At 68.8% G+C, this 24,677-nt stretch carries 17 protein-coding genes; 13 read left to right on the top strand and 4 right to left on the bottom strand.

Annotated elements, in window-relative coordinates; translation table 11 throughout:
- Nucleotides 1–148 precede the first annotated feature (148 nt).
- Nucleotides 149–1,009: a dihydropteroate synthase gene (folP, locus tag ACI2L1_RS01265; protein ID WP_404737224.1), complete on the bottom strand. Its 861-nt coding sequence runs from the start codon at nucleotides 1,007–1,009 to the stop codon at nucleotides 149–151.
- Nucleotides 1,010–1,146: 137 nt separating this feature from the next.
- Between folP and ACI2L1_RS01260 the strand changes: the two genes are divergently transcribed.
- Both ACI2L1_RS01260 and ACI2L1_RS01255 read left to right on the top strand, forming a co-directional pair.
- A complete protein-coding gene (locus ACI2L1_RS01260) occupies nucleotides 1,147–1,506 on the top strand; it encodes a DivIVA domain-containing protein (protein ID WP_404737223.1) in 360 nt (119 codons plus the stop codon).
- Nucleotides 1,503–2,084, top strand: coding sequence for a DNA-3-methyladenine glycosylase I (locus ACI2L1_RS01255; RefSeq protein WP_404737222.1), 582 nt, complete (start codon nucleotides 1,503–1,505; stop codon nucleotides 2,082–2,084). Before ACI2L1_RS01260 ends, ACI2L1_RS01255 begins: the two co-directional genes overlap by 4 nt.
- Before the next feature lie 80 nt (nucleotides 2,085–2,164).
- Here ACI2L1_RS01255 and ACI2L1_RS01250 read toward each other — a convergent pair whose 3' ends face one another.
- Complete coding sequence (locus ACI2L1_RS01250; RefSeq protein ID WP_404737221.1) at nucleotides 2,165–2,956, bottom strand: enoyl-CoA hydratase/isomerase family protein; 792 nt, start codon at nucleotides 2,954–2,956, stop codon at nucleotides 2,165–2,167.
- 49 nt (nucleotides 2,957–3,005) lie between these two features.
- Between ACI2L1_RS01250 and ACI2L1_RS01245 the strand changes: the two genes are divergently transcribed.
- Together ACI2L1_RS01245 and ACI2L1_RS01240 are read left to right on the top strand one after the other, a co-directional pair.
- Nucleotides 3,006–3,170, top strand: a complete 165-nt coding sequence (locus tag ACI2L1_RS01245) for a hypothetical protein (protein ID WP_404737220.1) — start codon at nucleotides 3,006–3,008, stop codon at nucleotides 3,168–3,170.
- Between the two features lie 145 nt (nucleotides 3,171–3,315).
- A complete protein-coding gene (locus tag ACI2L1_RS01240) occupies nucleotides 3,316–3,483 on the top strand; it encodes a DUF3117 domain-containing protein (RefSeq protein ID WP_003966491.1) in 168 nt (55 codons plus the stop codon).
- Nucleotides 3,484–3,645: 162 nt separating this feature from the next.
- Here ACI2L1_RS01240 and ACI2L1_RS01235 read toward each other — a convergent pair whose 3' ends face one another.
- Entirely contained in the window at nucleotides 3,646–4,344 is a 699-nt protein-coding gene (locus ACI2L1_RS01235; protein ID WP_404737410.1) for an O-methyltransferase, read from the bottom strand.
- Nucleotides 4,345–4,579: 235 nt separating this feature from the next.
- On the opposite strand from ACI2L1_RS01235, the gene sigE reads away from it, so the two are divergent.
- From sigE to ACI2L1_RS01210, 5 genes are all read left to right on the top strand, one after another.
- Entirely contained in the window at nucleotides 4,580–5,278 is a 699-nt protein-coding gene (gene sigE / locus ACI2L1_RS01230) for an RNA polymerase sigma factor SigE (RefSeq protein WP_062023999.1), read from the top strand.
- Nucleotides 5,275–6,231 carry an anti-sigma factor family protein gene (locus tag ACI2L1_RS01225; RefSeq protein WP_404737219.1) on the top strand — a complete coding sequence of 319 codons (957 nt, stop codon included), beginning with the start codon at nucleotides 5,275–5,277 and terminating at the stop codon, nucleotides 6,229–6,231. The genes sigE and ACI2L1_RS01225 overlap by 4 nt, the downstream gene beginning before the upstream one ends.
- Nucleotides 6,232–6,322: 91 nt before the next feature.
- Nucleotides 6,323–8,176 (top strand): trypsin-like peptidase domain-containing protein, encoded by a 1,854-nt coding sequence (locus tag ACI2L1_RS01220; RefSeq protein ID WP_404737218.1) that lies wholly within the window; start codon nucleotides 6,323–6,325, stop codon nucleotides 8,174–8,176.
- Nucleotides 8,177–8,344: 168 nt separating this feature from the next.
- Nucleotides 8,345–8,776, top strand: coding sequence for a sec-independent translocase (locus ACI2L1_RS01215; RefSeq protein ID WP_404737217.1), 432 nt, complete (start codon nucleotides 8,345–8,347; stop codon nucleotides 8,774–8,776).
- A 299-nt stretch (nucleotides 8,777–9,075) separates the two neighbouring features.
- Nucleotides 9,076–9,741: a hypothetical protein gene (locus ACI2L1_RS01210; RefSeq protein WP_404737216.1), complete on the top strand. Its 666-nt coding sequence runs from the start codon at nucleotides 9,076–9,078 to the stop codon at nucleotides 9,739–9,741.
- Nucleotides 9,742–9,787: 46 nt separating this feature from the next.
- On the opposite strand, the gene ACI2L1_RS01205 is transcribed toward ACI2L1_RS01210, so the two are convergent.
- Entirely contained in the window at nucleotides 9,788–11,722 is a 1,935-nt protein-coding gene (locus ACI2L1_RS01205; RefSeq protein WP_404737215.1) for a glycosyltransferase family 2 protein, read from the bottom strand.
- Nucleotides 11,723–12,241: 519 nt separating this feature from the next.
- On the opposite strand from ACI2L1_RS01205, the gene ACI2L1_RS01200 reads away from it, so the two are divergent.
- From ACI2L1_RS01200 to ACI2L1_RS01185, 4 genes are all read left to right on the top strand, one after another.
- Nucleotides 12,242–13,384, top strand: a complete 1,143-nt coding sequence (locus ACI2L1_RS01200; RefSeq protein ID WP_404737214.1) for a hypothetical protein — start codon at nucleotides 12,242–12,244, stop codon at nucleotides 13,382–13,384.
- Nucleotides 13,371–13,724 (top strand): hypothetical protein, encoded by a 354-nt coding sequence (locus ACI2L1_RS01195; protein ID WP_404737213.1) that lies wholly within the window; start codon nucleotides 13,371–13,373, stop codon nucleotides 13,722–13,724. Before ACI2L1_RS01200 ends, ACI2L1_RS01195 begins: the two co-directional genes overlap by 14 nt.
- A 32-nt stretch (nucleotides 13,725–13,756) precedes the next feature.
- Entirely contained in the window at nucleotides 13,757–17,383 is a 3,627-nt protein-coding gene (locus ACI2L1_RS01190) for a LamG-like jellyroll fold domain-containing protein (protein WP_404737212.1), read from the top strand.
- A gap of 93 nt (nucleotides 17,384–17,476) precedes the next feature.
- A complete protein-coding gene (locus ACI2L1_RS01185; RefSeq protein ID WP_404737211.1) occupies nucleotides 17,477–24,340 on the top strand; it encodes a polymorphic toxin-type HINT domain-containing protein in 6,864 nt (2,287 codons plus the stop codon).
- Nucleotides 24,341–24,677 lie beyond the last annotated feature (337 nt).

The raw sequence follows: 24,677 nt of genomic DNA, 5'->3' as shown, positions 1-24,677 counted from the left end.
TGGGGGGGGGGCGGGGGGGGGGGGGGTTTGGTTTTTTTGGCTGTCCCCTAAAACACCCCCCCCCTGGGTTTTTGGTGGGGGGGGGGCCGAAGGGGGCGGCGCCCCCTGGAGGACGGGACGGGTAGGGGCGGCGGGGGCGAGAAAGGCCCTACGCCAGCCCCCGCCGCGCGACCGCCGGCGGCCGGTGCCCCGCGATCGACGCCACCATGTCCAGCACCTGCCGCGTCTCGGCGACCTCGTGCACCCGGTACACCTGAGCCCCCAACCACGCGGACACCGCGGTGGTCGCCAGCGTCCCCACCACCCGCTCCTTCACCGGCTTGCCCAGCGTCTCGCCCACGAAGTCCTTGTTGGACAGGGACACCAGCACCGGCCACCCGGTGTCCACCATCTCCCCGAGCCGCCGAGTCGCCTCAAGACTGTGCCGCGTGTTCTTCCCGAAGTCGTGCCCGGGATCGATCATCACGGACTCCCGGGGCACCCCCAGCGCGACCGCCCGCTCCGCCAGCCCCACGGTCACCCGCAGAATGTCGGCCATGACGTCGTCGTACGTCACCCGGTGCGGCCGAGTACGAGGCTCCGCGCCCCCCGCATGCGTACACACCAGCCCCACCCCGTACCGCGCGGCGACCTCCGCGAGCCCCGGGTCCACCCCGCCCCACGCGTCGTTGAGCAGATCCGCCCCCGCCTCGCACACGGCCTCGCCGACGGACGCCCGCCAGGTGTCGACGCTGATGATCACATCCGGGAACCGCCGCCGCACCTCCGCCACGAACCCGACGGTCCGCCGCGCCTCCTCCGCCGCGGACACCTCTTCCCCCGGCCCGGCCTTGACCCCGCCGATGTCGATGATGGCGGCCCCCTCGGCCACCGCCTGCTCCACGCGCGCGAGGGCGGGCTCGTCGAGGAACGTGGCCCCCTGGTCGTAGAAGGAGTCGGGGGTCCGGTTCACGATCGCCATGATCACCGGCTCATGCGCGTCGAATTCACGCCTGCCCAGCCTGAGCATCCCCTGTGACCTCACTTCGTACGTCCCGGACTTCAGCCGCCTGCGACCCTAACTGTCAGACTCGCATGGCACGATCGGACCCTGACACATTCGACGCCGGCGGCCCGCCGTCGGCAGGGACCATGGGGACCTCAGCGATGGTTATGTTCTTGTTCCTGGTCATCGCGCTCGCGGTCGTGGTCGCCGCGGTGACGCTCGCCGTGGTGGGCGGCGGCGACAGCGACGGCCCGCTGCCGGACGCCGCCCCGGAGCGACTCCACGACCCCCTGCCGTACGACCGGCCGGTGGACCGGGCCGACGTCGAGAGCCTGCGCTTCCCCCTCACGGCCCGCGGCTACCGCATGGCCGACGTGGACGACGCGCTCAGCCGCCTCGGCGCCGAGCTCGCCGAGCGGGACGCCCGGATCGCCGACCTGGAGTCCGCGCTGGCCGGCGCTCAGTCCGCCGCGCACGTCACCATGGAGAAGCCGGACCACGGCCACGGGGAGCAGCAGTGACCGAAGGCGCCGCCCTGGCCGGGCCGGACGGCGCGCTGCGCTGCCCCTGGGCCCTGTCCACGCCGGACTACGTGGCGTACCACGACGAGGAGTGGGGCCGCCCGGTCCACGGCGACGACGCCCTCTACGAGCGCCTCAGCCTGGAGGCCTTCCAGTCGGGCCTGTCCTGGATCACCATCCTGCGCCGCCGCGAGACCTTCCGCGCCGCCTTCGCGGGCTTCGAGATCGCCAAGGTGGCCGCGTTCGGCGACGCCGACCGCGACCGCCTGCTCCTCGACCCCGGGATCATCCGCAACAGAGCCAAGGTCGACGCGACGATGGCCAACGCGAGGGTGCTGGCGGACTGGTCCCCGGGCGAACTGGACGAACTGATCTGGTCGCACGCCCCTGGGACCCATGTGGTCCCCAAAACACTGGGCGACGTCCCGGCGGTCACCCCGGAGTCGACAGCTTTGTCCAAGGCCTTGAAGAAGCGGGGCCTGCGCTTCGTAGGACCGACGACGGCGTACGCCCTGATGCAGGCGTGCGGCTTGGTGAACGACCACTTGCAAAGCTGCGCGGCGAGAAGCGCCCCTTGAGGGGCGCGGGGCCGTGTCGACATGCGGCTCCGCCGCGTGGGCGCGACCAGCCACTACGGCCCCGCAGCCCTCCACGGGGCTCACCGCCCCAGATACTCAGGCGTCTCCTTGTTCACAAACGCCCGCACAGCGATCGCATGGTCCTCGGACGCCCCGGCCCGCGTCTGCAACTCGTCTTCCTTCTCCAGTGTCTCCGCCAGCGTGTGCGACAGCGCATACGCCAGCGACTCCTTGATCGCCCCGTACGCCACCGTCGGCCCCGAGGCCAACGTCCGCGCCACCTTCTCCGCCTCCGCGGGCAGCTCGGTCGACGGCACGAGACGGTTCACGATGCCCAGCTCGTACGCGTCCCGCGCCGAGACGGTCCGCGGAAAGAGCAGCAGATCCGCGGCCCTGCCCGGCCCGACCACCCGCGGCAGTGTCCACGAGATCCCGGAGTCCGCGGTCAGCGCGACTCCCGCGAAGGACGTGTTGAAGGCGGCGGTGTCCGCCACCACCCGGTAGTCCGCGGCCAGCGCGATCCCGAAGCCGGCTCCGGCCGCGACCCCGTTCACCCCGGCGACCACGGGCTTCGGCATCTCCGTCAGCGCCCGCACCACGGGGTTGTAGTGCTCCCTGACCGTGCTCATCACGACATCGGAGCCCTGCATCAGCAGCCCGATGTGCTCCTTGAGATCCTGCCCCACGCAGAACGCCCGCTCCCCGGCGGCGGTGAGCAGCACAGCCCGTACGGCGTCGTCGGAGGCCGCCGACTCCACCGCCTCCCGCAACGCGACCTTCGTCGCGACATCGAGCGCGTTCATCGCCTCGGGCCGGTTCAGCGTGATCGTCGCGAGCCCGTCGCTCACCTCGTAGAGCACGGTGTCGGCCATGGCGTATCCCCTCCGGTGTGTCCACTGCGTCCGATGTCCGAAGGACAGCATGGCGGAGATCGCCGTCCGAGGACCGGACCGGACGTGTGACCTGCGTCAAAGAATTCCGGAGCGCTCAGAGCCGATCGAGATCCGCGCAGCGGCGGAGTATCGCAGCCACATCGCCGAATTGAGTGGTTTTGCTCGCGTGCGTTGCCCAAGCGATGCCGACTGATGTTGGTCATCGGGTCCTGAGATGCGGGATAATGGCTTGGAAGCAATGTGTTCGATGCCGGTGGCGCGTGTCCCTGTCAGGATCCGCGTGCCCTCCCAGGGCTGTCGGCTTTGACGATGAGCTGGTTTCAGGAAGGGGAACGAGCATGGCGGCCATGAAGCCGCGGACGGGCGATGGCCCGCTCGAGGTGACCAAGGAGGGGCGGGGCATCGTCATGCGCGTTCCGCTCGAAGGCGGCGGTCGGCTCGTCGTCGAGCTGACCCCTGACGAGGCCGACGCGCTCGGCGACGCCCTCAAGAAGGTCGTCGGCTGACGCGGAAGCGACCATACCCTTTCGGCTGCCCCGGCATCGCACATGGTGTCGGGGCAGAGGTCTGCCCGGCCGGAACCACGGATGGGCGTACGGCCCACGTCTGTCTTCATGGCCCCGACGGGCCCAGCTGTCTTTGTGGCTGCCTCTACGGCCCGGCAGGGCTCAGCGCTTGACCGCGCACAGCAGTCCGTCGCCCACCGGCAGCAGCGACGGCACCAGATCCTGGCTCTCGCGTACGGCCCGCAGCAGCTCCCTGAGGCGCAGTACCTCCGTGGGCTGCGGCCCCGAATCCACCGTGCGGCCGCTGGCGAAGACGCCCTCGAAGACGACGAGACCACCCGGACGCAGCAGGCGCAACGATTCAGCGAGATAGTCCATGACCTCCTGCCGGTCGCCGTCACAGAAGACGAGGTCGTAGCCGGCGTCGGCGAGGCGGGGCAGGACGTCCAGGGCGCGGCCCGGAATGAAGCGGGCCCGGTTGCTGGCGAAGCCGCAGGCGCGGAAGGCCTGCCGGGCGAACTGCTGGTGTTCCGGCTCGGGGTCGACGGTGGTCAGCACCCCGTCCGCACGCATCCCGTGCAGGAGATGGATACCGGAGACGCCGGTACCGGTGCCGATCTCGGCGACGGCCTTGGCGTCCACGGAGGCGGCCAGCAACCGCAGCGCGGCGCCCGCGCCGGGCGACACCGAGCGCAGCCCCGCGTCACGGGCCCGGTCCCGGGCCCAGCTCAGGACTTCGTCCTCGGCGACGTAGGCGTCGGCGAACGCCCAGCTCGTCTGCCGGTTGCCGGTAATGACCCTCTCCTTGCCCCGTGGTTGCCTGGGCGTGACTGTATCCGTTGCCGTCGGGAACCCGCAGATGGGACCGGGCGTTTAGAGGGGTGGAGACGCACCCGGGGGGACACAGTTGGATCACGATGCCGAGCAGGCCCTCGAGCAACTGCTGACGCAGGGGCCCGAGTGGTATCAGCCCAGATCAAATTCTCGTAAAACCGCTTATCCGGAGCTAACGGGCGAGGTGGCTATGGTAGGGGCTCCACTGGAGACAACCAGAGCCGACAGGGGAGGTGCGGCCGCGCCTGGAGATCGTGGGGGAGTGCTGAGGCGCTTCCTCGGATCGGCGGGCAGGCCGAAATCCGTGAACGACACTGCTGACCACAGCCACGCCGGCGACTACGCCCAGACCGCGACCTTTGCCACCGACGCGGACGGGCAGGCGTGGACTCCGCCCACCTGGGAGGAGATCGTCAGCACGCACAGCGGCCGCGTCTACCGCCTCGCGTACCGCCTGACGGGCAACCAGCACGACGCCGAGGACCTCACGCAGGAGGTCTTCGTACGCGTCTTCCGCTCGCTGTCCACGTACACGCCGGGCACCTTCGAGGGCTGGCTGCACCGCATCACCACCAACCTCTTCCTGGACATGGTCCGCCGCAAGCAGCGCATCCGCTTCGACGCCCTCGGCGAGGACGCGGCCGAGCGACTGCCCAGCCGCGAGCCGTCGCCCCAGCAGGTCTTCAACGACGCCCACTTCGACGCGGACGTCCAGCAGGCCCTCGACACCCTCGCGCCGGAGTTCCGCGCCGCGGTCGTCCTGTGCGACATCGAAGGACTGTCGTACGAGGAGATCGCCGCGACCCTGGGCGTCAAGCTCGGCACCGTCCGTTCACGGATCCACCGCGGCCGGTCCCAGCTGCGCAAGGCCCTCGCGCACCGCTCGCCGGAGGCCCGCGCCGAGCGCCGCTCCTTCATGGCCCGGGTCCCCGCGCTGGGAGGAGGGGGCGCGCCCGCGTGAGTGGATCACTGCCCAAACCCGGCGAGGGAAGCCTCGCGGACCAGCATCTGGGAGACCGACTGGCCGCCCTGGTGGACGGCGAGCTCGGTCATGCGACGCGCGAGCGTGTCCTCGCGCATCTCGCCACCTGCCCGAAGTGCAAGGCGGAGGCGGACGCCCAGCGCCGCCTGAAGAACGTCTTCGCGGAGGCCGCCCCGCCGCCGCCCTCGGAAAGCTTCCTGGCCCGCCTCCAGGGGCTTCCGGGAGGTGACCCGGAGGACGGCGACAGCTCGCCGTTCGGCGGGGGAGGACTCGGAGGACTGTCGGGACGACCCGACACCGCCGGGGTCTTCGGCATGAGACGTGGCGAGCGCTTCGAGTTCGACTACGTCCCCGCCCGCCCGCACGCCGCGGTGCTCCCGCCCGCCGCGGGCCGGGGCTTCCGCATCCATGACGTCAGCCGTCACGAGGCCGAGCGCTCGGCCTCGCGCGGCATGAGATTCGCGTTCGTCGCCGCCGGTGCGGTGTCGCTGGCCGCGATCGCGCTGGGCGGCGTCACCACCGGCGCACCGGGCGACACCGACGCCCGCGGAGCCGGCAGCAATGTGACTCCGGCGCGCACTCCGGGCACGGGCGCCGCGGTGCCGGAGAACCAGCGCCGCCGAGGCGTGGGCCCGCTGCTCGCGCAGGAAGAGGGGCAGCGGACGCTCGGTGACACCCCGGTCGCCTCGACGGAGGCCTCCGCACCGCTGCTGCCGGGGGTTCCGGCCCAGGTTCGGGAAGCGGCCCTGCACACCCTCACGGCGCCTGTGGTCGCCGGCGCGGCCGCGATGTCTCCCCTGATACGACCGCTCAGCGCGACCCCGCCGCTCACCCTGACGTCCTGGTCCACGACCCCGGACCTCGCCACCCCCGGTCTCCTCGCCGCACCCGTCCCCCACACCACCTCCGCCCCCTCCAGCACCCCCCGCTGACCGACGCCCTGCTCCGCGGCGCGTGAACCTGGTTGAATCCACAGGTAGGTCGACGTGCCGCGAACCGCGGCCGGTCAGCTGTGGGGAGAGCATGAACGAGGGGAAGCCCACGAAGGCGAAACGGTGGAGCCGACGTCGGCCGCAGGGGGGTCCGGGGCGGGCGGGCGAGGCGGCCACCCCGACACCCGCCCCGACAGGGTCCGACGGGGACTTCGAACTGCAGCCTCCGGAGGGTGGTGGGACGGCTGCTGCGGGAGCGGGAGCGCGGGTGGCCGAGGGCGACTTCGAGCTGAGGCCGCCACAGGGCTCGTCCACCACGGACGGCGACTACGAACTGGCACGGCCCGCGGTGGCCCTGCCGACGGGGGGCTCCGGCCCGGCCGTTCCCGCCGTAGAACCGGCCGTGGACCACCCCGAGCCTCGGCACGACTCCGGCTCCGCCGGCACCCCGCCGTACGGCGTGCCGGGCCCCTGGGCCCCCGCCCCACCGGTCCAGCACCCGGCGACCACACCCGCGCACGGTACGCCGACGCCGACCCTGTCCCTGAGCCCGCCCACCTCGGCGTCGCCGTCCCATGACAAGGCGGTGCCCACCGCGGCCGCGGCAGGCGAGGCCCCCGTCCCGGCCGCGCCCCACCCGGACGCACCCACGCGACCTCCGGCAGTCGACGCTCCACCGCCGACCGGTCTCCCCTCCACCGCCCTCCCGCCCGAGCCCCCTGGTCCCGGCACGCCCCCCGCCTCCACTCCCTGGCAGAACTACGACCCCTGGGCCCCCGTCCGCGCCCCCCTCCAGCAGAACGGCGCCGCCGTCGGTTCCCAGGAGACGCGGCGTCGACGGGTGCGGCGCGGGCTCGTCGGCGGTGCGGCGGTGCTCGCGCTCGTGGCGGGCGGTGTCGGTGGGGTCGTAGGGGCGTATCTGGAGCGAAACGGTGTCGGGGGTGACGTCGTGGAGTTGCCGCAGGCCGAGGAGGAATCCGGTGGCCGGGCTCCGGACAGCGTGGCCGGGATCGCCGCCCGGGCGCTGCCCAGTGTCGTGACCCTGCATGTGAGCGGCACCGCGGAGTCCGGGACCGGGACCGGTTTCGTGCTGGACGACCGCGGCCACATCCTCACCAACAACCACGTCGTGGAGCCAGCCGGGGCCGACGGCGAGATATCGGTGACGTTTCAGAGCGGGGACACCGCCAAGGCCACCGTCGTAGGGCGGGACAGCGGGTACGACCTCGCCGTCGTCAAGGTGAGCGGGGTCCGCGGACTCAGGCCCATGACCCTCGGCAACTCCGACAACGTCCAGGTCGGCGATCCCGTCGTCGCCATCGGCGCCCCCTTCGACCTGGAGGGCACCGTCACCTCCGGCATCATCAGTGCGAAGGAGCGGCCCATCACCGCCGGCGACGGAGCGGACGGGACCGACGTGTCGTACGTCGACGCCCTGCAGACCGACGCTCCCATCAACCCCGGCAACTCCGGGGGCCCGCTCCTCGACTCCCGGGCCCGTGTCATCGGCATCAACTCCGCCATTCGTTCCGCCGACGAGGGCTCGGGCTCCGAGAGCGGTCAGGCCGGCTCCATAGGGCTCGGTTTCGCCATTCCGGTCAACCAGGCCAAGCGGGTCGCGGAGGAACTGATCAACACCGGCAAAGCGACCCACCCTGTCATCGGCGTCACCCTTGACATGGACTACACCGGCGACGGCGCCCGCGTCGGGACGAAGGGCGGTGACGGCGGGCCCGCCGTCACCGAAGGAGGACCGGGCGACGAGGCCGGGCTCGAAGCGGGCGACGTGATCACCGAGGTCGACGGGCGGCGCATCCACTCCGGCGACGAGCTCATCATCAAGACCCGTGCCCACCGCCCTGGCGACCGTCTGCGGCTCACCCTGGAACGCGACGGCAATGAGACCACGGTCTCGCTGACCCTTGGATCCTCGGACGGCAGCTGACGCACACCGATTGACACAAACCTCACAGGCGCGGCTCCGAACCCCGCCCCACAAGGCAAACAACCCGGAAAACCGTTCACCGACCCGCGCTCGGAACCCTCGTGACAGTACCGGTCATACGGGAACGGCAGGTACCGTGGTCCTGGCCCGGACCCCAAGGAGCTTCAGGTGTTCAATGACATAGGACCGCTAGAGCTGATCACGCTCGTTGTCCTCGCCGTGCTCGTCTTCGGTCCGGACAAGCTTCCGAAGGTCATCCAGGACGTCATGCGGACCGTGCGCAAGATCCGCGAGTTCTCGGAGAGCGCCAAGCAGGACATCCGGTCGGAGCTCGGCCCCGAGTTCAAGGACTTCGAGTTCGAGGACCTCAACCCCAAGACGTTCATCCGCAAGCAGCTGGACAACGACGAACTGGGGCTCAAGGAGATCCGCAACGGCTTCGACCTGAAGAAGGAGATGGCCGAGGTCACCGACTCCGTGCACAGTACGGACACCTCGCCGTCGTCGTCCTCTTCGTCCGGTGGCCGGATCGACATGACCAAGAAGCCCGAGGAGTCCGGCGAGGACGACCGCCCGCCCTTCGACGCGGACGCCACCTGAGCCGTACGCCCCACCAGAGAAGGCGCCTTCGAGCAGTTCGGCTCGTGGGCGCCTTTCCGTTGTCGTACTCGACGCCGTTGTCGTACTCGACGCGTGACGCGTTTCATAGGACGCTCACGCCTCGTACGGCCTGAACCGGACCCCCCGGGCGCCCCGCGCGCCGGGCGGTTTCCCGGCAGCTCGGAGCGGTGTGGCTATGCTGCCGAGTTGTTGTGCGGGCCGTACGCGAACCAGCGACGCCGCCCGAAGGGGGGCGGGCCGGTCCGGTCCGACGAGAGCTAGTAGGAGGCGTCCGGCACATGGAGACGACGAGTGGGGCAGTCGCGCAGGCGCCGGCCGCGGAGGGTGGCCAGCAGGTTCCCTCCGCCCGGCGCACGATCGACGGCTACCTTCAGGCGCCCTTCCCCTGGTACGGCCTCGACGAGGCCTTCACGGGGCCGCGCTGGCTGATGCAGGTCGGCACGTCGGCCGACGGAGCCGTCGAGCACGGGTCGATCGGACACGGTGACGAGCCCTCCGTGAAGAACGAGGCCGGTTCCTCGGGGGAGCCGAAGGAGAAGTTCGCGGTCGTCGTCACCGTCGCCGCGAACCCGTCCCGCAGGAGCGCGGACGGCACCGGGCTGCTGGAGGCCACGTCCGTCTCCTCCGCCGCATGGCTGGCCGGGGTGGGGCTGCTGTCGTTCACCTGGCCCGGCCAGATGGACCACTCCCTGCGCGACGACTGGCTGGACCAGCAGACCGAGACGGCCTGGGTCCTCGCGGACGACCTCGACGGGCCCGACTGGTCCACGCTGTCCCTGCCGGTGGACGGGGTGCCCACGCCGTTCCACTACCGGGAGTCGGAGTTCGGCTGGGTGCTCGCCGGCTCCACGCAGGAGGGGGTGCACGTGGGGGCGTACGGGAGAGGTATGAGCGCGTACGGTCTCGGGTTCGCGATGATCAAGGACATCTCGGCGTACGCGTAGTGCATGAAGGGGCACCGCAGACCCGAGCGGTGCCCCGGCAACCGTCCTATCGGCCCAGTCGTCGCCGTACCCGCCGGACCTGGCGGTTGTCCGCGACCGCGTCGAGGAGTCGGCGCCCGGTGCCGGACTCGTGGGCCGGACCCTCCAGGCGCAGCAGGGTGCCGTCCCGGACGACGGCGTACGCGACCGGGGCGTCCGTCTTCGGGAAACTGACCGGGTGGCGTCCGGCCGGAAGTTTCAGGCGGCCGGGGAGCCGCAGCTGTGCCGTCGTCCCCTCGCCGTCTCCGGGAATCAGCTCGGCGTCCACCGACAGGGCGGCCACGGTGACCTTGAAGCGAGCCGCAGAACCGTCCGCGGTCGCAGCCACGTACGGCAGAGGCAGCGACCGCTCGCCGCGCGCGGTGTTCGTGGCGGCGGCACCGGCCGTGTCGGGGCCGAGTCTTCGCTGGCGCTGGTCGACATCGAGGGCGAGCTGACCGCTGCCCGTCCAGTACGGCAGTACGAGCCGCCCACCGGTCAGCGCCGGGCCCGTGGCCGGGGTACCCGGGGAGGCGTCGCCGGTCAGGCGGACCATCCGGTCGACGCCCAGCAGCTGGACGAACGCCCACACGTCGTGCACCCCGCGCTCCAGCGGCCGCCCGCCGGCCAACCGTTCCGGGTCGAGCAGCAGCTGCCCGGACGCGACGAGCCGCGACCGCCCCTCGCCTGCCGGCTCAAGCCGCACCTCCAGGTCGCCCTCCGGGTACCACCAGTCCTCGCGGTCCCGGTCCTTGACCACCAGCTCCGCGTACGCCAGCCGGAACGGGTCCCGGACCTCCCAGCCGCCCTCGGTCCCCGGCACCCCGATGAGCAGCTCCGGGTCCAGCCACCGCTTCCCGTCCCGCTCGACGAGCACCAGCGGCTCGCCGTCCCCGCGCAGCAGGTCAAGGGTTACGTCGGCGACCAGCCGACCGCCCTCCCACCGCAGTTCGCCTACGGCACTGCGGGCCTTGACCTCACGGATGCGCTCAGCGAGGGCCAGGGCACCGTCGAAGTCACCGCTTTCGAGGAGTTCGGCGCGCAGGCGGGAGACGGTGGGGAGGCCTTCCCGGACGGCGGCGGGGAACTCCTCCAGGGCCAGCTTCCGGGCCGCCTCGAAGCGTTCGCGCTGCTCGATGGGGTCTTCGCGGAGGATCTCGGGTTCGCGGGCGCGGGAGAGGATCTCGACGTGGTAGAGGCGGTGCAGGAGGCGGTTCTGGAGGGCGTCGACGTCGTCGGACGGGGTCGTGCCGTCCTTGAACTGGCGGACGATGGTGCGGCAGTTGGACCAGAAGCCGTGGCGCGGATTGAAACGGTGCTGGGTGTTGTTGCCGCCGTCGTCCCTCTTCATCCAGTAGTAGCAGGGGTAGTCGGCGAGGACCGAGATCCGCTCGGCCTTGAGATAGGCGGCGCTGACGAAGGCGAGATCCTCCAGGATCCAGGGGCCCTCGGGGAACCGCAGCCCATGCTCCTCGACGAACTCCCGCCGGAACATCTTGTGCGGCGACATGCTCTGCATGAGCTCGTCGTTCTCGATCGTGCAGGCGTCCACCGTGTGCCGGAACAGCCGCCGGGGCCGCACCATCGTGCTGGACATCTTGCCGAGCACCACGTCGGCGTCGTTCCGCTTGGCGTGCGCGTACAGCCGCTCCAGGGCCTCGGGCCCGAGCATGTCGTCATGGTCGACGAACTGGATGTACTCACCCTTGGCGTGACGCATCCCGAGATTGCGCGGTGCGCCCGGCCACCCCGAGTTGGGCTGGGTGTGCACCTGGACGTTCGGATGCGCGGCGGCGATCTTCTGGAGTCGGCCCAGTGTGTCGTCCGTCGACCCGTCGTCGACGTAGATGACCTCGTACTCGTCGGCGGGCAGACTCTGCCCGAGCAGCGACGGGGCACATTCGTCGACGTACTTCCCGGTGTTGTAGACGGGAACGATGACGCTGACTTTGACTCTCGGCATTCCACGGACCTTACTTGGCTGGCTGGGCCTCGCCGATGTGGGGAGAGTCGCCGAAACGGCCGGTCTGCCTTTCAGGCCACGCGATGCCACGCGATGCCGCGCGACCGGAAGTGAAATGCGCGCCTAGCCCCGGTGCGGATTTTTTCGCCAGTGAACGTATCACGACGTTCCCGTACCTGTCATGTGAAAGCTTGGTGAAGTGGCCGTTGGTTGGCTGATATCGGTGCAGAAAATACGTCAGCTTCGCTCCAATTTGCCCCCTCTGGAGCCGCTTTCTGTTTGTTGTGGCGTGAATGGCAAGATGGTCACTCTCTGTGTAATTGCTGTGTGCAGTCGGTTTTCTTAAAGCCTTGACGGTCTTTATTTGACTCGTATTTAGTCTGCTCTTACGTCATTCACAGAGTGGCCTTATCCGGGCATGCTCGACGAGACAGCGAGGGGTGGAGTGTGCGTACGCGTACACATTTGACCGGGGGGTTGGCCGCGTTGGCCGGCTTATTCCTGGCCGCTATCGGGGTCGTGACGCTGGTATCGCCACAGGCGGCGGCGGCCACGTGCACGGCGGGGACGGCAAGCGACTTCAACGGCGACGGTGTGGGCGACACGGCGATCGTGGACCCGGACGCCACAGTCAACGGGGCCAAGAGGGCGGGACTCGTTCGCGTGGTGTACGGCGGCGGCAAGGGGGTCTCGGAGATCTCCCAGGCCACCACCGGAATGCCCGCTGCACCGGAGGCCGGTGATGGCTTCGGGGTTTCCATCGCCGCCTACGACGCCGACAGCGACGGCTGCAGCGACCTGGTGGTGGGGACGCCGTACGAGGATGTCGTGAAGGGCGGCGTCAACGTTGTCAACGCCGGTGCGATCTACATCGTTCACGGTGCGCCCACCGGCATCGGGGTGGGCTCCACGATCGAGGGATACACCCAGGCGGGGCTCGACTCCACCACCTCGGTCGAGGCCTCCGACTGGTTCGGCTTCGCCGTCAAGGCGGGTGCGACCGCGAGCGGCTCGCCCTACCTGATTGTCGGCGTCCCTGGCGAGAACGTCACGGTGGACGGCAAGACCTACGGTGACGCCGGCTGCATTGAGTACGTGCAGGGCGGCACCAAGAAGCCCCTCAGTGAGAACGATCCCGGGGTGCCGGGCGTGGTCGAGGCCAACGACCGCTTCGGCTACTCACTCGCGGGAACCAACCGGTATTTCGCGGTCGGGAGCCCGGGAGAGGCGGTCGGTGACGCGGAGTTCGCCGGAGGCGTCGCGGTCTTCAACCACACTCTCTCCAGTGGCATGCCCACACCAATCTTGGGGCTCGACCAGGACAGCACCGGGATCGCCGGTGCGCCGGAAGCAGGCGACGGTTTCGGCACCTCGATCTCCATGACCGGTTACCGGCCGAGTGATCAGACGTACAACTCCGATGTGCTGCTCGCCATCGGGATGCCCGGCGAGGATGTCGGCACAGTGGCGGACGCCGGTGGTGTCTCTGTCGTACGAGTCCAACCGTCCGGCGCCTTCACCCAGGTCGCGGCGATGGACGCCACCACGCCGGATGTCGAGGGCGACCCGGTCGCCGGTGATGCCATGGGTCAGCGCGTGGCGATCAGCAACACCGACACCACGGTCGTGACCAGCGGCCACTGTCCGCTTGGCCGTCGGTGAACCCGGCAAGGACACGGCGGCGGCCAAGGACGCGGGTGCTGTCCACGTCTTCCGGCCGCTCGACTCGGCCATCGGCGCGGCCGACAAACTCCTCACCCGTGGCTCCGGGCTGCCCGGTACGGCGACGGCCCGGGACTACACGGGGATGGCGCTCACGGCCGGTAGCGCCAATCTCTACGTGGGCGTCCCCTACAGCAAGGCGTCGGGCACCACGAAGGGCGTTCTCTACGTCATGCCTTGGACGGACGTCGACGGCGCCACGAGCACCGGCACCACCACCTACCAGCCCGGCTCGGGCGGACTGCCCGACGCGGGCGCGGCCTTCGGGACGATGCGATGAACACGGCGCCGAGGAGAACGAGACCCGGCACCATGAAGATCCGCAAGAGACGCCCACTCGTCGCCGCCGCCACCATCGCGGCCCTGCTCACCCCGGGCCTCAGCATCCTCCCCGCCCCCGCCGCCGAGCAGACCCCGTCCGCGGACGGCAACACGTCCCTCTCCCCGTCCGCTGCCCAGGCCAAGGCGAAGAAGTCCGGCAAGGCGGTCGAGATCCAGACCCTGCGCGACGAACGCAGCACCACCGTCGCCAACCCCGACGGCACCTTCACCACCAAGCAGTACGTCCAGCCCGTCCGCACCCGCAAGGACGGCAAATGGACGGACATCGACACCACACTGGTCAAGCAGAAGAACGGGACTCTCGCGCCGAAGGCCGCCGCCACCGCGATGTCCTTCTCCGGCGGCGGTGACACGACCTTCGCCCAGATCGAAAAGGACGGCCACGGCCTCTCCCTCGACTGGCCGACGAAGCTGCCCAAACCGAAGATCGACGGTTCGACCGCGACCTACGCCGACGTCCTGGACGGCGTCGACCTCAAGGTCACCGCCAGTGCCGAGGGCTTCTCGCACATCCTGGTCGTGAAGAGCGCGGAAGCGGCCGCCAGTCCGGAGCTGGCCGAACTCCAACTCCCCGTCGACACCGACTCCGTCGACCTCACCGAGGACGCGGACGGCGGCCTCACCGCCACCGACCCCGGCGCGGGCGGAGCCGTCTTCGAGGCACCGCAGCCGCTGATGTGGGACTCCGCGCAGGACGGCGACTCGACGGACGGCACGGAGACAGCCTCCGGCGACACCACATCCGGTGACACCGAGTCCGTCACCCCGCCCGACGGCGCCCAGGTCGCCGACGTCGGCCTCGACGTCTCCGAGGACACCGTCACGCTCACCCCCGACCGCGGCCTGCTCACCGACAAGGACACCGTCTACCCGGTCTACATCGACCCGGTCGTCAAGACCGCCAGCCGTACAAGCTGGACGATGGTGTCCTCGTACTGGTCCTCCAACTCCTACTGGAAGTTCGACGACGACGAGGGCGTGGGCCGCTGCCCCTCCGACGTCTCGGTCCGCTGCGCCAGCTCCACCGACGTCAAGCGCCAGTTCTTCGCCCTGCCCACCGGGTCCTTCGAGGGCAAGGACATCATCAGCGCCGAGTTCGCGGTCACACTTGTCTTCACCTACAGCTCGTCCGCTCGTGAGGTGCAGTTGGCCCGGGTGAACAGCACCGGTGCCAGCGCGATCAATTCCAAGACGACCTGGGCCAACCAGCCGGGCTCCAAGGCGACCGTCGACACCAAATCGCCCACGGCCAACGCCGGTTCGTGCACCTCCACCAACCAGAACGCCGTCTTCGACGCGACCAGTACGGTGCAGACCGCGGCCGACAAGGGCTGGGACACCACCACGTTCCGCCTGAAGGCCGGCAGCGAGTCGGACACCTCGTACTGGAAGCGATTCTGCGGCAACGCCTTTCTCTCGGTGAAGTACAACCGTCCGCCCCTTGAGCCGGTCCAGTCCGACCTCAACATGAAGCCCGGCGGAAGCTGCGAGTACGGCAACCCGACCGAGCACTACGTCACCAAGGCGCCGCGCGTCTCGGCCGTGATCAGGGACTACGACCACGGCGACACCGGCGCCAACTCCGAGACCCTGCAAGCCCAGTTCATGGTCTGGTGGACCTCCGGCAGTACGACGGTCACGCATTACGCGACGACTGCCAAGAAGACCACGGTGGACTCCAGTTGGAGCGACCAGACCGGCGTGGCCACCTTCTTCTACACGATCGGTGACGACATCTCGGGTGACGGCGAGGCCGGTTTCAGCATCCCGTCGGGTGTCACCGTCGGCTGGGCGGTCCGCGGCTACGACCAGCAGTCGTACGGCGCCTGGTCGACCGAGGGCGACCAGACCCGCTGCGAGTTCATCTACGACACCACCAAGCCTGAGTCGGCCGTGATCACCTCGGCCGAGTACCCGGACGACGACGCCTGGCACGCGGGCGTCGGCGACTACGGGAACTTCACCATGGACTCGCCGGCCGCCGATGTGACGCAGTACCGCTACTACTTCACCGGCCCGAACGCCGACAGCGCCCAGAAAACGGTGACGGCCGCGTCCGCCGGCGGACCGGCGACCATTCGCTGGATGCCGCCGAGTGAGGGGCCGTACACCCTGCACGTGACGTCTGTGGACGGTGCCGGCAACGCGCAGAAGACCCCGACCGTCCACGTCTTCCAGGTCAGCGACGGCCGCGCGCCCGTCGCCGCCTGGACCCTCGGTGACGCCAAGGGCTCCACCAAGGCGGCGGGCAGTGGCGCCACCCCTGATGCCACGGCCGGTTCCGGAGTGACCTTCGGAGACAAGGGCCCGCTCGGTTCCACCGACACCGCGGCCACCTTCGACGGCACCGACAACGCCTACCTGGACGCGGGCGAGCCCGCCGTCGACACCGGCTCCACCTTCTCGGTGAGCGCCTGGGTGAAGCTGCCCGCGATCCCCACCGAGAACATGACCGTGGTGAGCCAGGACGGCACCGCCAAGCCCGGCTTCGAACTCGGCTACGACGTGGACAGCGCCTCCTGGACCTTCCGTATCCCTGTCAGTGACATGGAGTCCCTCGGCAGCTGGAAGGTGTCCGGCGCCACCGCCGTAGCCGACAGCTGGACGCACCTCATCGGTGTGTACGACGACGAGCTCGGCAAGCTGATGCTGTACGTCAACGGCGTCCTCGTCGCCGACGACGTCCAGGCCCGGCACACCGTCTGGAGCTCCTCCGGCGGCGTGCAGATCGGTCGCAGACTGGACCTCGACGGCTACACGGCCCCCCTCAAGGGCAGCGTGGCCGACGTCAAGCTCCACGACCGCGTCGTCCCGCCCGCAGAGGGCCAGGAGCTCGGCGGTATCCAGCCGCACCAACTCGCCTACTGGCAGCTGGACTCCGTCACCGGAGGCGTCTCCCCAGAGACCGACGGCGGCACCGGGCTGACCCTCGGCACAGGCGCCTCGATCTACACGATCCCGGACGACTCCTGCGATCCCGAGGCCGACCCCGAGTGCGCGGACAACCCGCCCGCCCCGCCGCTGAACGGCGACGGACACCTGGCCCTTGACGGGCTCTCCGGGTACGCCACCCGCGCGGCCGCAGGACCGCTCACCGCCCAGGACAGCTTCACTCTCACAGCCCGCGCCAGGATCGCCGCGGCGAATCCCACCAAGGACCAGACGGTGCTCTCGCTGTCCGGCGCCAACGGCACCGCCATCAAGGTCAGGTACTCGGTGGCCGACACCCGTTGGCAGCTGGTGGTGACCGACGGCGACTCGGCCGCTCCGGTGACCACCACGGAACTCGACAAGGGCGACGCCCCCAGCTCCACGGGCAGCGGCGACCACCTCGCGCTGGTCTACAACGCGGTCTTCGGTGACGTACTCCTCTACGTCAACGGCGTCGCCGCGGTGGACGTCTCCTGGGACAACTCCTGGGACTTCAGCACCACGAACCTCCAGGTCGGCCGTGCGCTGACCGGGACGACGGCGAGCGAGTACTTCTCCGGTGCCGTGGACGAGGTGCGGATGTACCAGGGGCCGTTGGACGCCTCACTGGTCTCGCTCGTGGCCGGTCTGCCGGGCGGCTCCAGCATCGAGGAGACCTCGGCATAACCCATCCCGTGTGTGGGCGGGCGGCATCGGTGCCGCCCGCCCACCTCGGCCTGCCCAGACATGCCTTATCCCCCCTACAAACTAGGAGAGTTGATGTCCTCGCCTCCCTGGTCCCGGTCCGCGAGACCGGCCTGGCGAAGCGGTCGCAGACGGGCCGCGATGGTCCTCGGCCTTGCGCTGTCCATAGGCCTGCTTCCGCAGTACGCCCCCACGGCCACCGCCGACAGCGGCCTGACCCGACCCAAGTCGCAGACGGATCTCGACGACCCGGTGCGCGGCAAGAACGCCACCCCCGACACCTTCAAGAAGACCGACCAGGCCGAGAAGGCCGCCGTCAAGAAGACGGAGAAGGCGCACTGGCCGGGGGCAGGCAGTGCCGAGGTCGAACTCACCGGCAAGGCGGCCGAGGCCAAGGGGCTACCCCTCACCGCGAAGGCGGCCGGTGGCACCAAGGGCGCCGACTCCGTCCGCCTCGAAGTGCTCGGCCGTAAGGCCACCGAGGCGGCGGGCGTGGACGGCGTGTTGTTCACCGTCGCCCGCACCGACGGCAGCGAAGCCGCCGGACCGGCCCAAGTCACCCTGGACTATGCGGACTTCGCCGACGCCTTCGGCGGTTCCTACAGCTCCCGGCTGCGGCTGGCCACCTATCCGTCCTGTGTCCTGACCACGCCGGAGAAGAAGGCCTGCTCGACACCGACGTATCTGAAGACGTCGAACGACGAAGCGCGGCAGACGCTGACCGCGACCGTGCAGGCGGCCGGTGACACCTCCGGCCCCTCCACCCAGCTCCTCGAAGCCGACTCCGCCGACGCCTCGGCCACCGTCGTGGCGGCCACCGCCGACAGCGGTGGCGACGGCGGCTCCTACAAGGCGACCAGCCTGGCGCAGTCCTCGCAGTGGGGTGTCGACACCAGCTCCGGCGCCTTCACCTGGTCGTACCCGATGACCACCCCGCCGGTCCCTGGCGGTCTCCAGCCGACCGTCGGCCTGAGCTACAACTCCCAGTCCATCGACGGCCAGACGGCGACCACCAACAACCAGGGCTCGTGGATCGGCCAGGGCTTCTCCTACGAACCCGGCTACATCGAGCGCAGCTACAAGCCCTGCGCCGACGACGGCCACGACGACGCCAACGGCGACGAGTGCTGGGCGTTCGACAACGCCACGATCTCGCTGACCGGCGGCAGTTCCGGGCGGCTCGTCAAGGACAAGAGCGGCGAGTGGCGGATCAGCTCCGACGACAACTCCAAGGTCGAGCACCTGACCGGCACCACCAACGGTGACGACAACGGCGAGTACTGGAAGATCACCACCGCTGACGGCACCCAGTACTACTTCGGCCTCAATCGGCTGACCGGGTACGCGAGCGGCAACGAGGAGACCGGCTCCACCTGGGCCGTCCCCGTCTACGGCGACGACGACGGCGAGCCCTGCTACAACGCCACCTTCGCCGACGCCTATTGCACCCAGGCCTGGCGCTGGAACCTCGACTACGTCGTGGACCCGCACGGCAACGCCATGTCGTACTTCTACGGCACGGAGACCAACTACTACACGCAGGGCCTGAAGACCACGGAGAACGGCAAGGCCTACATCCGCGGCGGGTACCTCAAGCGCATCGACTACGGTCAGCGCGACAAGCAGGTGTACTCCACCAAGCCCGCCGCCCAGGTCGTCTTCACCACCGCCGAGCGCTGCGTGGGCTCCCTGACGGACTGCTCTGCGAGCGCCCTCACCGACGCCACGGCCGCGGACTGGCCGGACGTCCCCTGGGACCAGAACTGCAAGGCGGACACAAAGTGTCCCGGGCAGAACTCACCGACCTTCTGGACCCGCAAGAAGCTCACCAAGGTCACGACGCAGATCCGCACGGGGGACTCGACGTACACCCCCGTCGACGTGTGGAGCCTCACCCACATCTTCACTGACAACGGCGATGCCTCGAAGTCCCTGTGGCTGAACAAGATCGGCCACACCGGCAAGGTCGGCACCGACGCCTCGGTCCCGTCCGTCGAGCTGTACGGCACCCAACTCCCCAACCGCGTCGACGAGTCCGGCGACAACCTCCTGCCCTTCTACCGGTACCGGCTGTCGGGCGTCCTCAACGAGAGCGGCGGCGCGCTCAGCGTCAACTACGCCGGCAACCAGTGCACGACGAGCAACGTCCCGGCAGAGGACTCCTCCGTCAAGCGCTGCTTCCCGGTCAAGTGGAACCCGCCGGGCGTCACCGACCCGATCACCGACTGGTTCCACAAGTACGTCGTCGAATCCGTCGTCCAGACCGACCTGGTCGGCGACAACGCCGACCAGGTCACCTCGTACACCTATGTCGGCGACGCGGGCTGGCGGAAGACTCCGGCCGACGGGATCACCAAGTCCGAGTACCGCACCTGGGGCGACTGGCGCGGTTACGGCAAGGTCCAGGTCGTCACCTCGGCGGGCACCAACTCCGCGTCCAACACCAAGACCGAGCACATCTACTTCCGCGGTCTCGACGGCGATGTCGACAAGGACGGTGACAGCCGCTCGGTCAAGGTCACCGACTCCACCGGCGGCTCCTACGACGACTCCGACTGGAAGGCCGGCCAGGAGCTGGAGACGATCACCTACAACGGCGGCGCCGTGACCGAGAAGTCGGTGACAGTGCCGTGGACCGCGGTGACCGCGACCGAGGTCCGGGACTGGGCCACGTACCAGGCCCGCTATGTCGCGACCGGTTCGACGGACACGTACACGGCACTCGCGACGGGCGGCTGGCGGCACCTCAAGTCGACCACCACGTACGACGATTCGACCGGCCGTGCGGTGACGGTCGACGACGACGGCGAGGTCGGCGTCGCCGACAACCAGTGCACCCGCACCGAGTACGCGGACAGCGCGAGCGCGCACATCTACTCGCTCGTCTCGCGCGTGGAGAAGGTGGGCGTCGACTGCGCCTCGACCCCGAACCGCACCAAGGACGTCATCTCCGACGACCTGACCTACTACGACGGTTCGACCACCCTGGGTGCGGCCCCGACCAAGGGCGACCCGACGACGACCAAGCGTCTGCAGTCACACAACGGCACCACGGCCACGTACCAGACGACGGCCACGACCACGTACGACGACTACGGCCGTCCGCTGGTAGTGAAGGACGCGGAGACGGCGGCGTCGTCGACGAAGTACACGTCCTCCACGGCCTACACGGACACCTACGGTCTGGCCACCAAGTCGACGGTCACCAACGTCGACGGCTGGACGACGTCCACGGAGTACGCCCCCGCCTGGGGCCAGCCGACGGCCAAGGTCGACCAGAACGGTCTGCGCAGCGACCTCGCCTACGACGGTCTCGGCCGCCTGGTCTCGGTGTGGCTGCCGGACCGCCCCAAGGCGAACGACTTCACCCCGTCCATCAAGTACGAGTACCTGGTCCGCGGCGCCGACGACCCGACCGCCGTCCACACCCAGAAGATCGAGAACGACGGGACGACGTATGGCAGTGAATGGTCGCTGTACGACGGCTGGTTGAGGCCCCGTCAGGACCAGACCGAGGGCGAGGGCGGCCGCATGGTCGCCGACACCCTCTACGACGGCTCGGGCCGCCTGGTCCAGGTCAACGACACCTATTTCACCTCCGGCGCCCCGGTCTCGAAGCTGTTCGACCCGGTGGACGCGGACCTGGACGCCCAGACGGTGACGTCGTACGACGGCGCCGGCCGCACCACGGCGTCGATCTTCAAGGTCCAGGGCACGGAGAAGTACCGCACGACGTACGCATACGGCGGCGACCGTGTCACGACCACCCCGCCCCAGGGCGGCGTCAAGACGACGGTGGTGAAGGACGCTCGGGATCGCACGACCACCCAGATCCAGTACCCGACGGACGGCGCCGCGGTCACCACGTCCTACGGCTACGACGCGGCCGACCGGCTCACCAGGGTGACGGACGACAAGGGCAACAACTGGTCCTACACCTATGACCAGTTGGGCCGGAAGCTGACTGCCGCGGACCCCGACACGGGTGCGTCCTCGTTCACGTACGACGTACTGGACCGCCAGACGTCGGTCACGGTCAATGGCAACAAGACATCCACGGTCTACGACGAGTTGGGCCGCGTGGCCTCCACCTGGCAGGGCGAGGCGACGACCGGCACCAGGCTGTCGGTGTCCAAGTACGACTCGGTCTACAAGGGCGAGCTGTACGGCGTCTACACCTACAAGGACGGCGCGGTCTACTCGTCGGTGACCTACCCGACCCTCGACGTCAACAACGACTACCAGCCCCTGTCGACCAAGTACTACCTGTCCAAGACGGCCGAGCCGCAGTTGGGCGGGACGTACGAGTTCACCGCTCAGTACAACGACGACGGCACGGTCCAGAGCCAGGGCCTTCCGGCTGTTGCCGACCTGTCCGGCGAGTCGGTGGCGAACGTCTACGACGAACTCCAGCGCCCGGTGGGCCTCAACACCTCGCTCGGCGGCCTGAGTTATGTCACGGACGCGTCGTACTCCCCGACCTCCAACCTGGAAACGCTGGAGCTGTACACAGGCGAGTCGACGGCGAAGAAGACCTGGATCAACAACTACTACGAGGCGGGCACGGACCGTCTGACCAACTCGTCGGTACGCGTCGAGGGAGCGCCGGCCGTCGCCTACGACGCCGACTACACCTACGACGCCGCCGGCGACATCCTCTCGATCGCGGACACGCCGTCGGGCGGCACGAGTGACGTGCAGTGCTTCGCGTACGACGGTCTGGGCCGGGTGTCCTCGGCATGGACGTCGTCGGTGGCGTCGAACGACGCGAAGGGCACGGGTGGCACGGACGCGTCCTGCTCCTCGGGAGCGTCCTCGTCGACGGTCGGGGGCGTGTCCCCGTACTGGACCGACTACGGCTACGACACCCTCGGCAACCGCATGAGCGAGGTCCGGCACGGACTGAACGGCACGGCCACCTCCAGCCGCACCTACAAGTACGGCGAGACGGGATCGGGCCCGCACACGGTGTCGTCGGTGACACAGGAGACGGCGGCGACGAGCACGACCCCGCAGGTGACGTCCCAGGACACCTACACGTACGACGCCTCGGGCAACACCACCACCCGAGTCCTGGACGGCGACACCCAGTCGCTGGTCTGGGACAAGCAGGGCGAGTTGACGCAGGTCACGAACGCGGACGCGTCGGTGACGACGTACAAGTACGACGCGCAGGGCTCCCGAATCCTCCGGGACACCCCGACCGAGAAGACGTTCTACCTCCCCGGTACGGAACTCCACTACGACAAGTCCACCGCCAAGGTCACGGCCACCCGGTACTACACCTTCGCCGGCACAACGGTCGCGATGCGGGAGGCGGACGGCGTCCACTTCCTCGCCTCCGACCACCAGGGCACGGCGGAACTTGCGGTCGACGCGAAGACGGGTTCCACGACCCGTCGCCGCATGGACGCCTTCGGCAACGCGCGAGACGAGTCGACGTCGTCTGCTTCGGGCTGGGTCAACGACAAGGGCTTCGTGGGCGGCACGGTCCAGGAATCCACGGGCCTGACGACTCTGGGCGCCCGCGACTACGACTCCGACACCGGCCGCTTCATCTCCGCCGACCCGATCATCGACTACACCGACCCCCAGCAGATCAACGGCTACGCCTACGCCAACAACAGCCCGGTCTCCAACAGCGACGCCTCGGGCCTGCGTCTGGCCGACTGCATCGGTGGCTGGAACGAGTGCGGCGGAGGTCCGAAGAAGCATTCGGGCGCGCTCGACACCGACCACGACGGCAAGGCGGACACCAGCTCCGGCAGTACCTACACCGAGGCCGACGCCAAGGCCGACATCGCCCGTGACGCGGAGGATTCCGCCAAGCAGAAGGCGATCGCGATCGCCAAGGAACTCGGCAAGATCATCGCCGACGAACTGGGCATCACCGACGCGCTGGACTGCTTCACGACGGGCAACCTGGGGGCCTGCGGCAACACGGTACTCAATGTGGTGTCCTCCTTCCTGGGCGGTGGGCCGCTGGCGAAGCTGGCCACGAAGTACGCGTTTCGGTGGAAAAAGGCTGCGGCTCTGGGCAAGCGGATCATGGGCCTGGGCGAGGACCTTCTGGACACGTTCAACGGCTGGCGGAAGAGCCGGAAGGAAGCGAGTCGGCTCTCAAAACTCGCAACTGAGTGCAAGAAGGCTTCCAACAGTTTCACTCCTGACACCAGAGTGTTGATGGCGGACGGTACGGCCAAAGCCATCAAGGACGTGAAAATCGGCGACGAGGTCCTGGCCACGGACCCGGAATCCGGCGAAACCAAGCCGGAAAAGGTCACGGCCGAGATCAAGGGCGTAGGCCTCAAACACCTCGTCAAGGTCACCGTCGACGTGGACGGCAAACAGGGCAAGAAGACCGCTTCGGTGACTGCCACCGACCAGCACCCCTTCTGGGTGCCGGAGTTGGGGGAGTGGGTCAACGCCACCGACCTTCAGGCGGGCGAATGGCTGACGACCGGCTCGGGGACCCGCGTCCAGATCGCAGCCGTGAAGCGCTGGACTGCTCTTACTGCAGCGGTTCACAATCTGACTGTCGGTGAACTGCACACCTACTATGTGCTGGCGGGTAAAACTCCGGTCCTTGTTCACAATGTGAACGAAAATACGCTCTGCAATGTGACTCTTGGTCCTGCAATTAAGGGTCAGAAAGCAGAGGGAGTAACGGCTGAACGCGGCGACACGGTGCTGGCTCACGAGCAGCGTATGGTGAACGAGTTCGGTGACCGAAATGGATGTGCCTCCTGTGGAGCGACCAAGTCAGGGTATAAGGACGGTCACTGGACAGGTGACCATAATCCGCCGAATAAGCTCGCCCCCAACGGGCCATGGACCCTGTATCCGCACTGTAAGGCATGTTCCAAACAGCAGGGGGGGATCGTGCGATCGCTACTCAAGGATTACTATGACTTCCCAGTGTGGAAACCAGGTCAGTAGGTGGATTCGAACATGCTTTTCGCTTCATGTACGACGAGATTTGCGCACGGTCTCGTGGTCGCTGCCGCGCCCGGGAGCACTGACACGCATGTGGACTGGGACTCGGCGGTAGACGTAGTTCACGGTGGTGCGGACTCCCTGTTTATTTCAGTCCAGCAAGCTGCCACCGGTCCGGCGACAGTCCGCTGCGTGCAGGGGCCTTGCCAGCCGAGGGGAAAAGTCAGGGTGTACTCGGGTGATCTGACTCTCCCTGACGCATCTCTCGAAATCTCGGATCCAAATGAATCAGTGCGGTTGCTGATTCCTGTACCGAATGTAGAGAACCGAGTCGATGTCT

It is taken from the genome of Streptomyces sp. NPDC019531 (assembly GCF_044903305.1).
In the GTDB taxonomy this organism is placed as follows: domain Bacteria; phylum Actinomycetota; class Actinomycetes; order Streptomycetales; family Streptomycetaceae; genus Streptomyces.
This window is presented reverse-complemented; position numbering and strand designations above follow the sequence as displayed.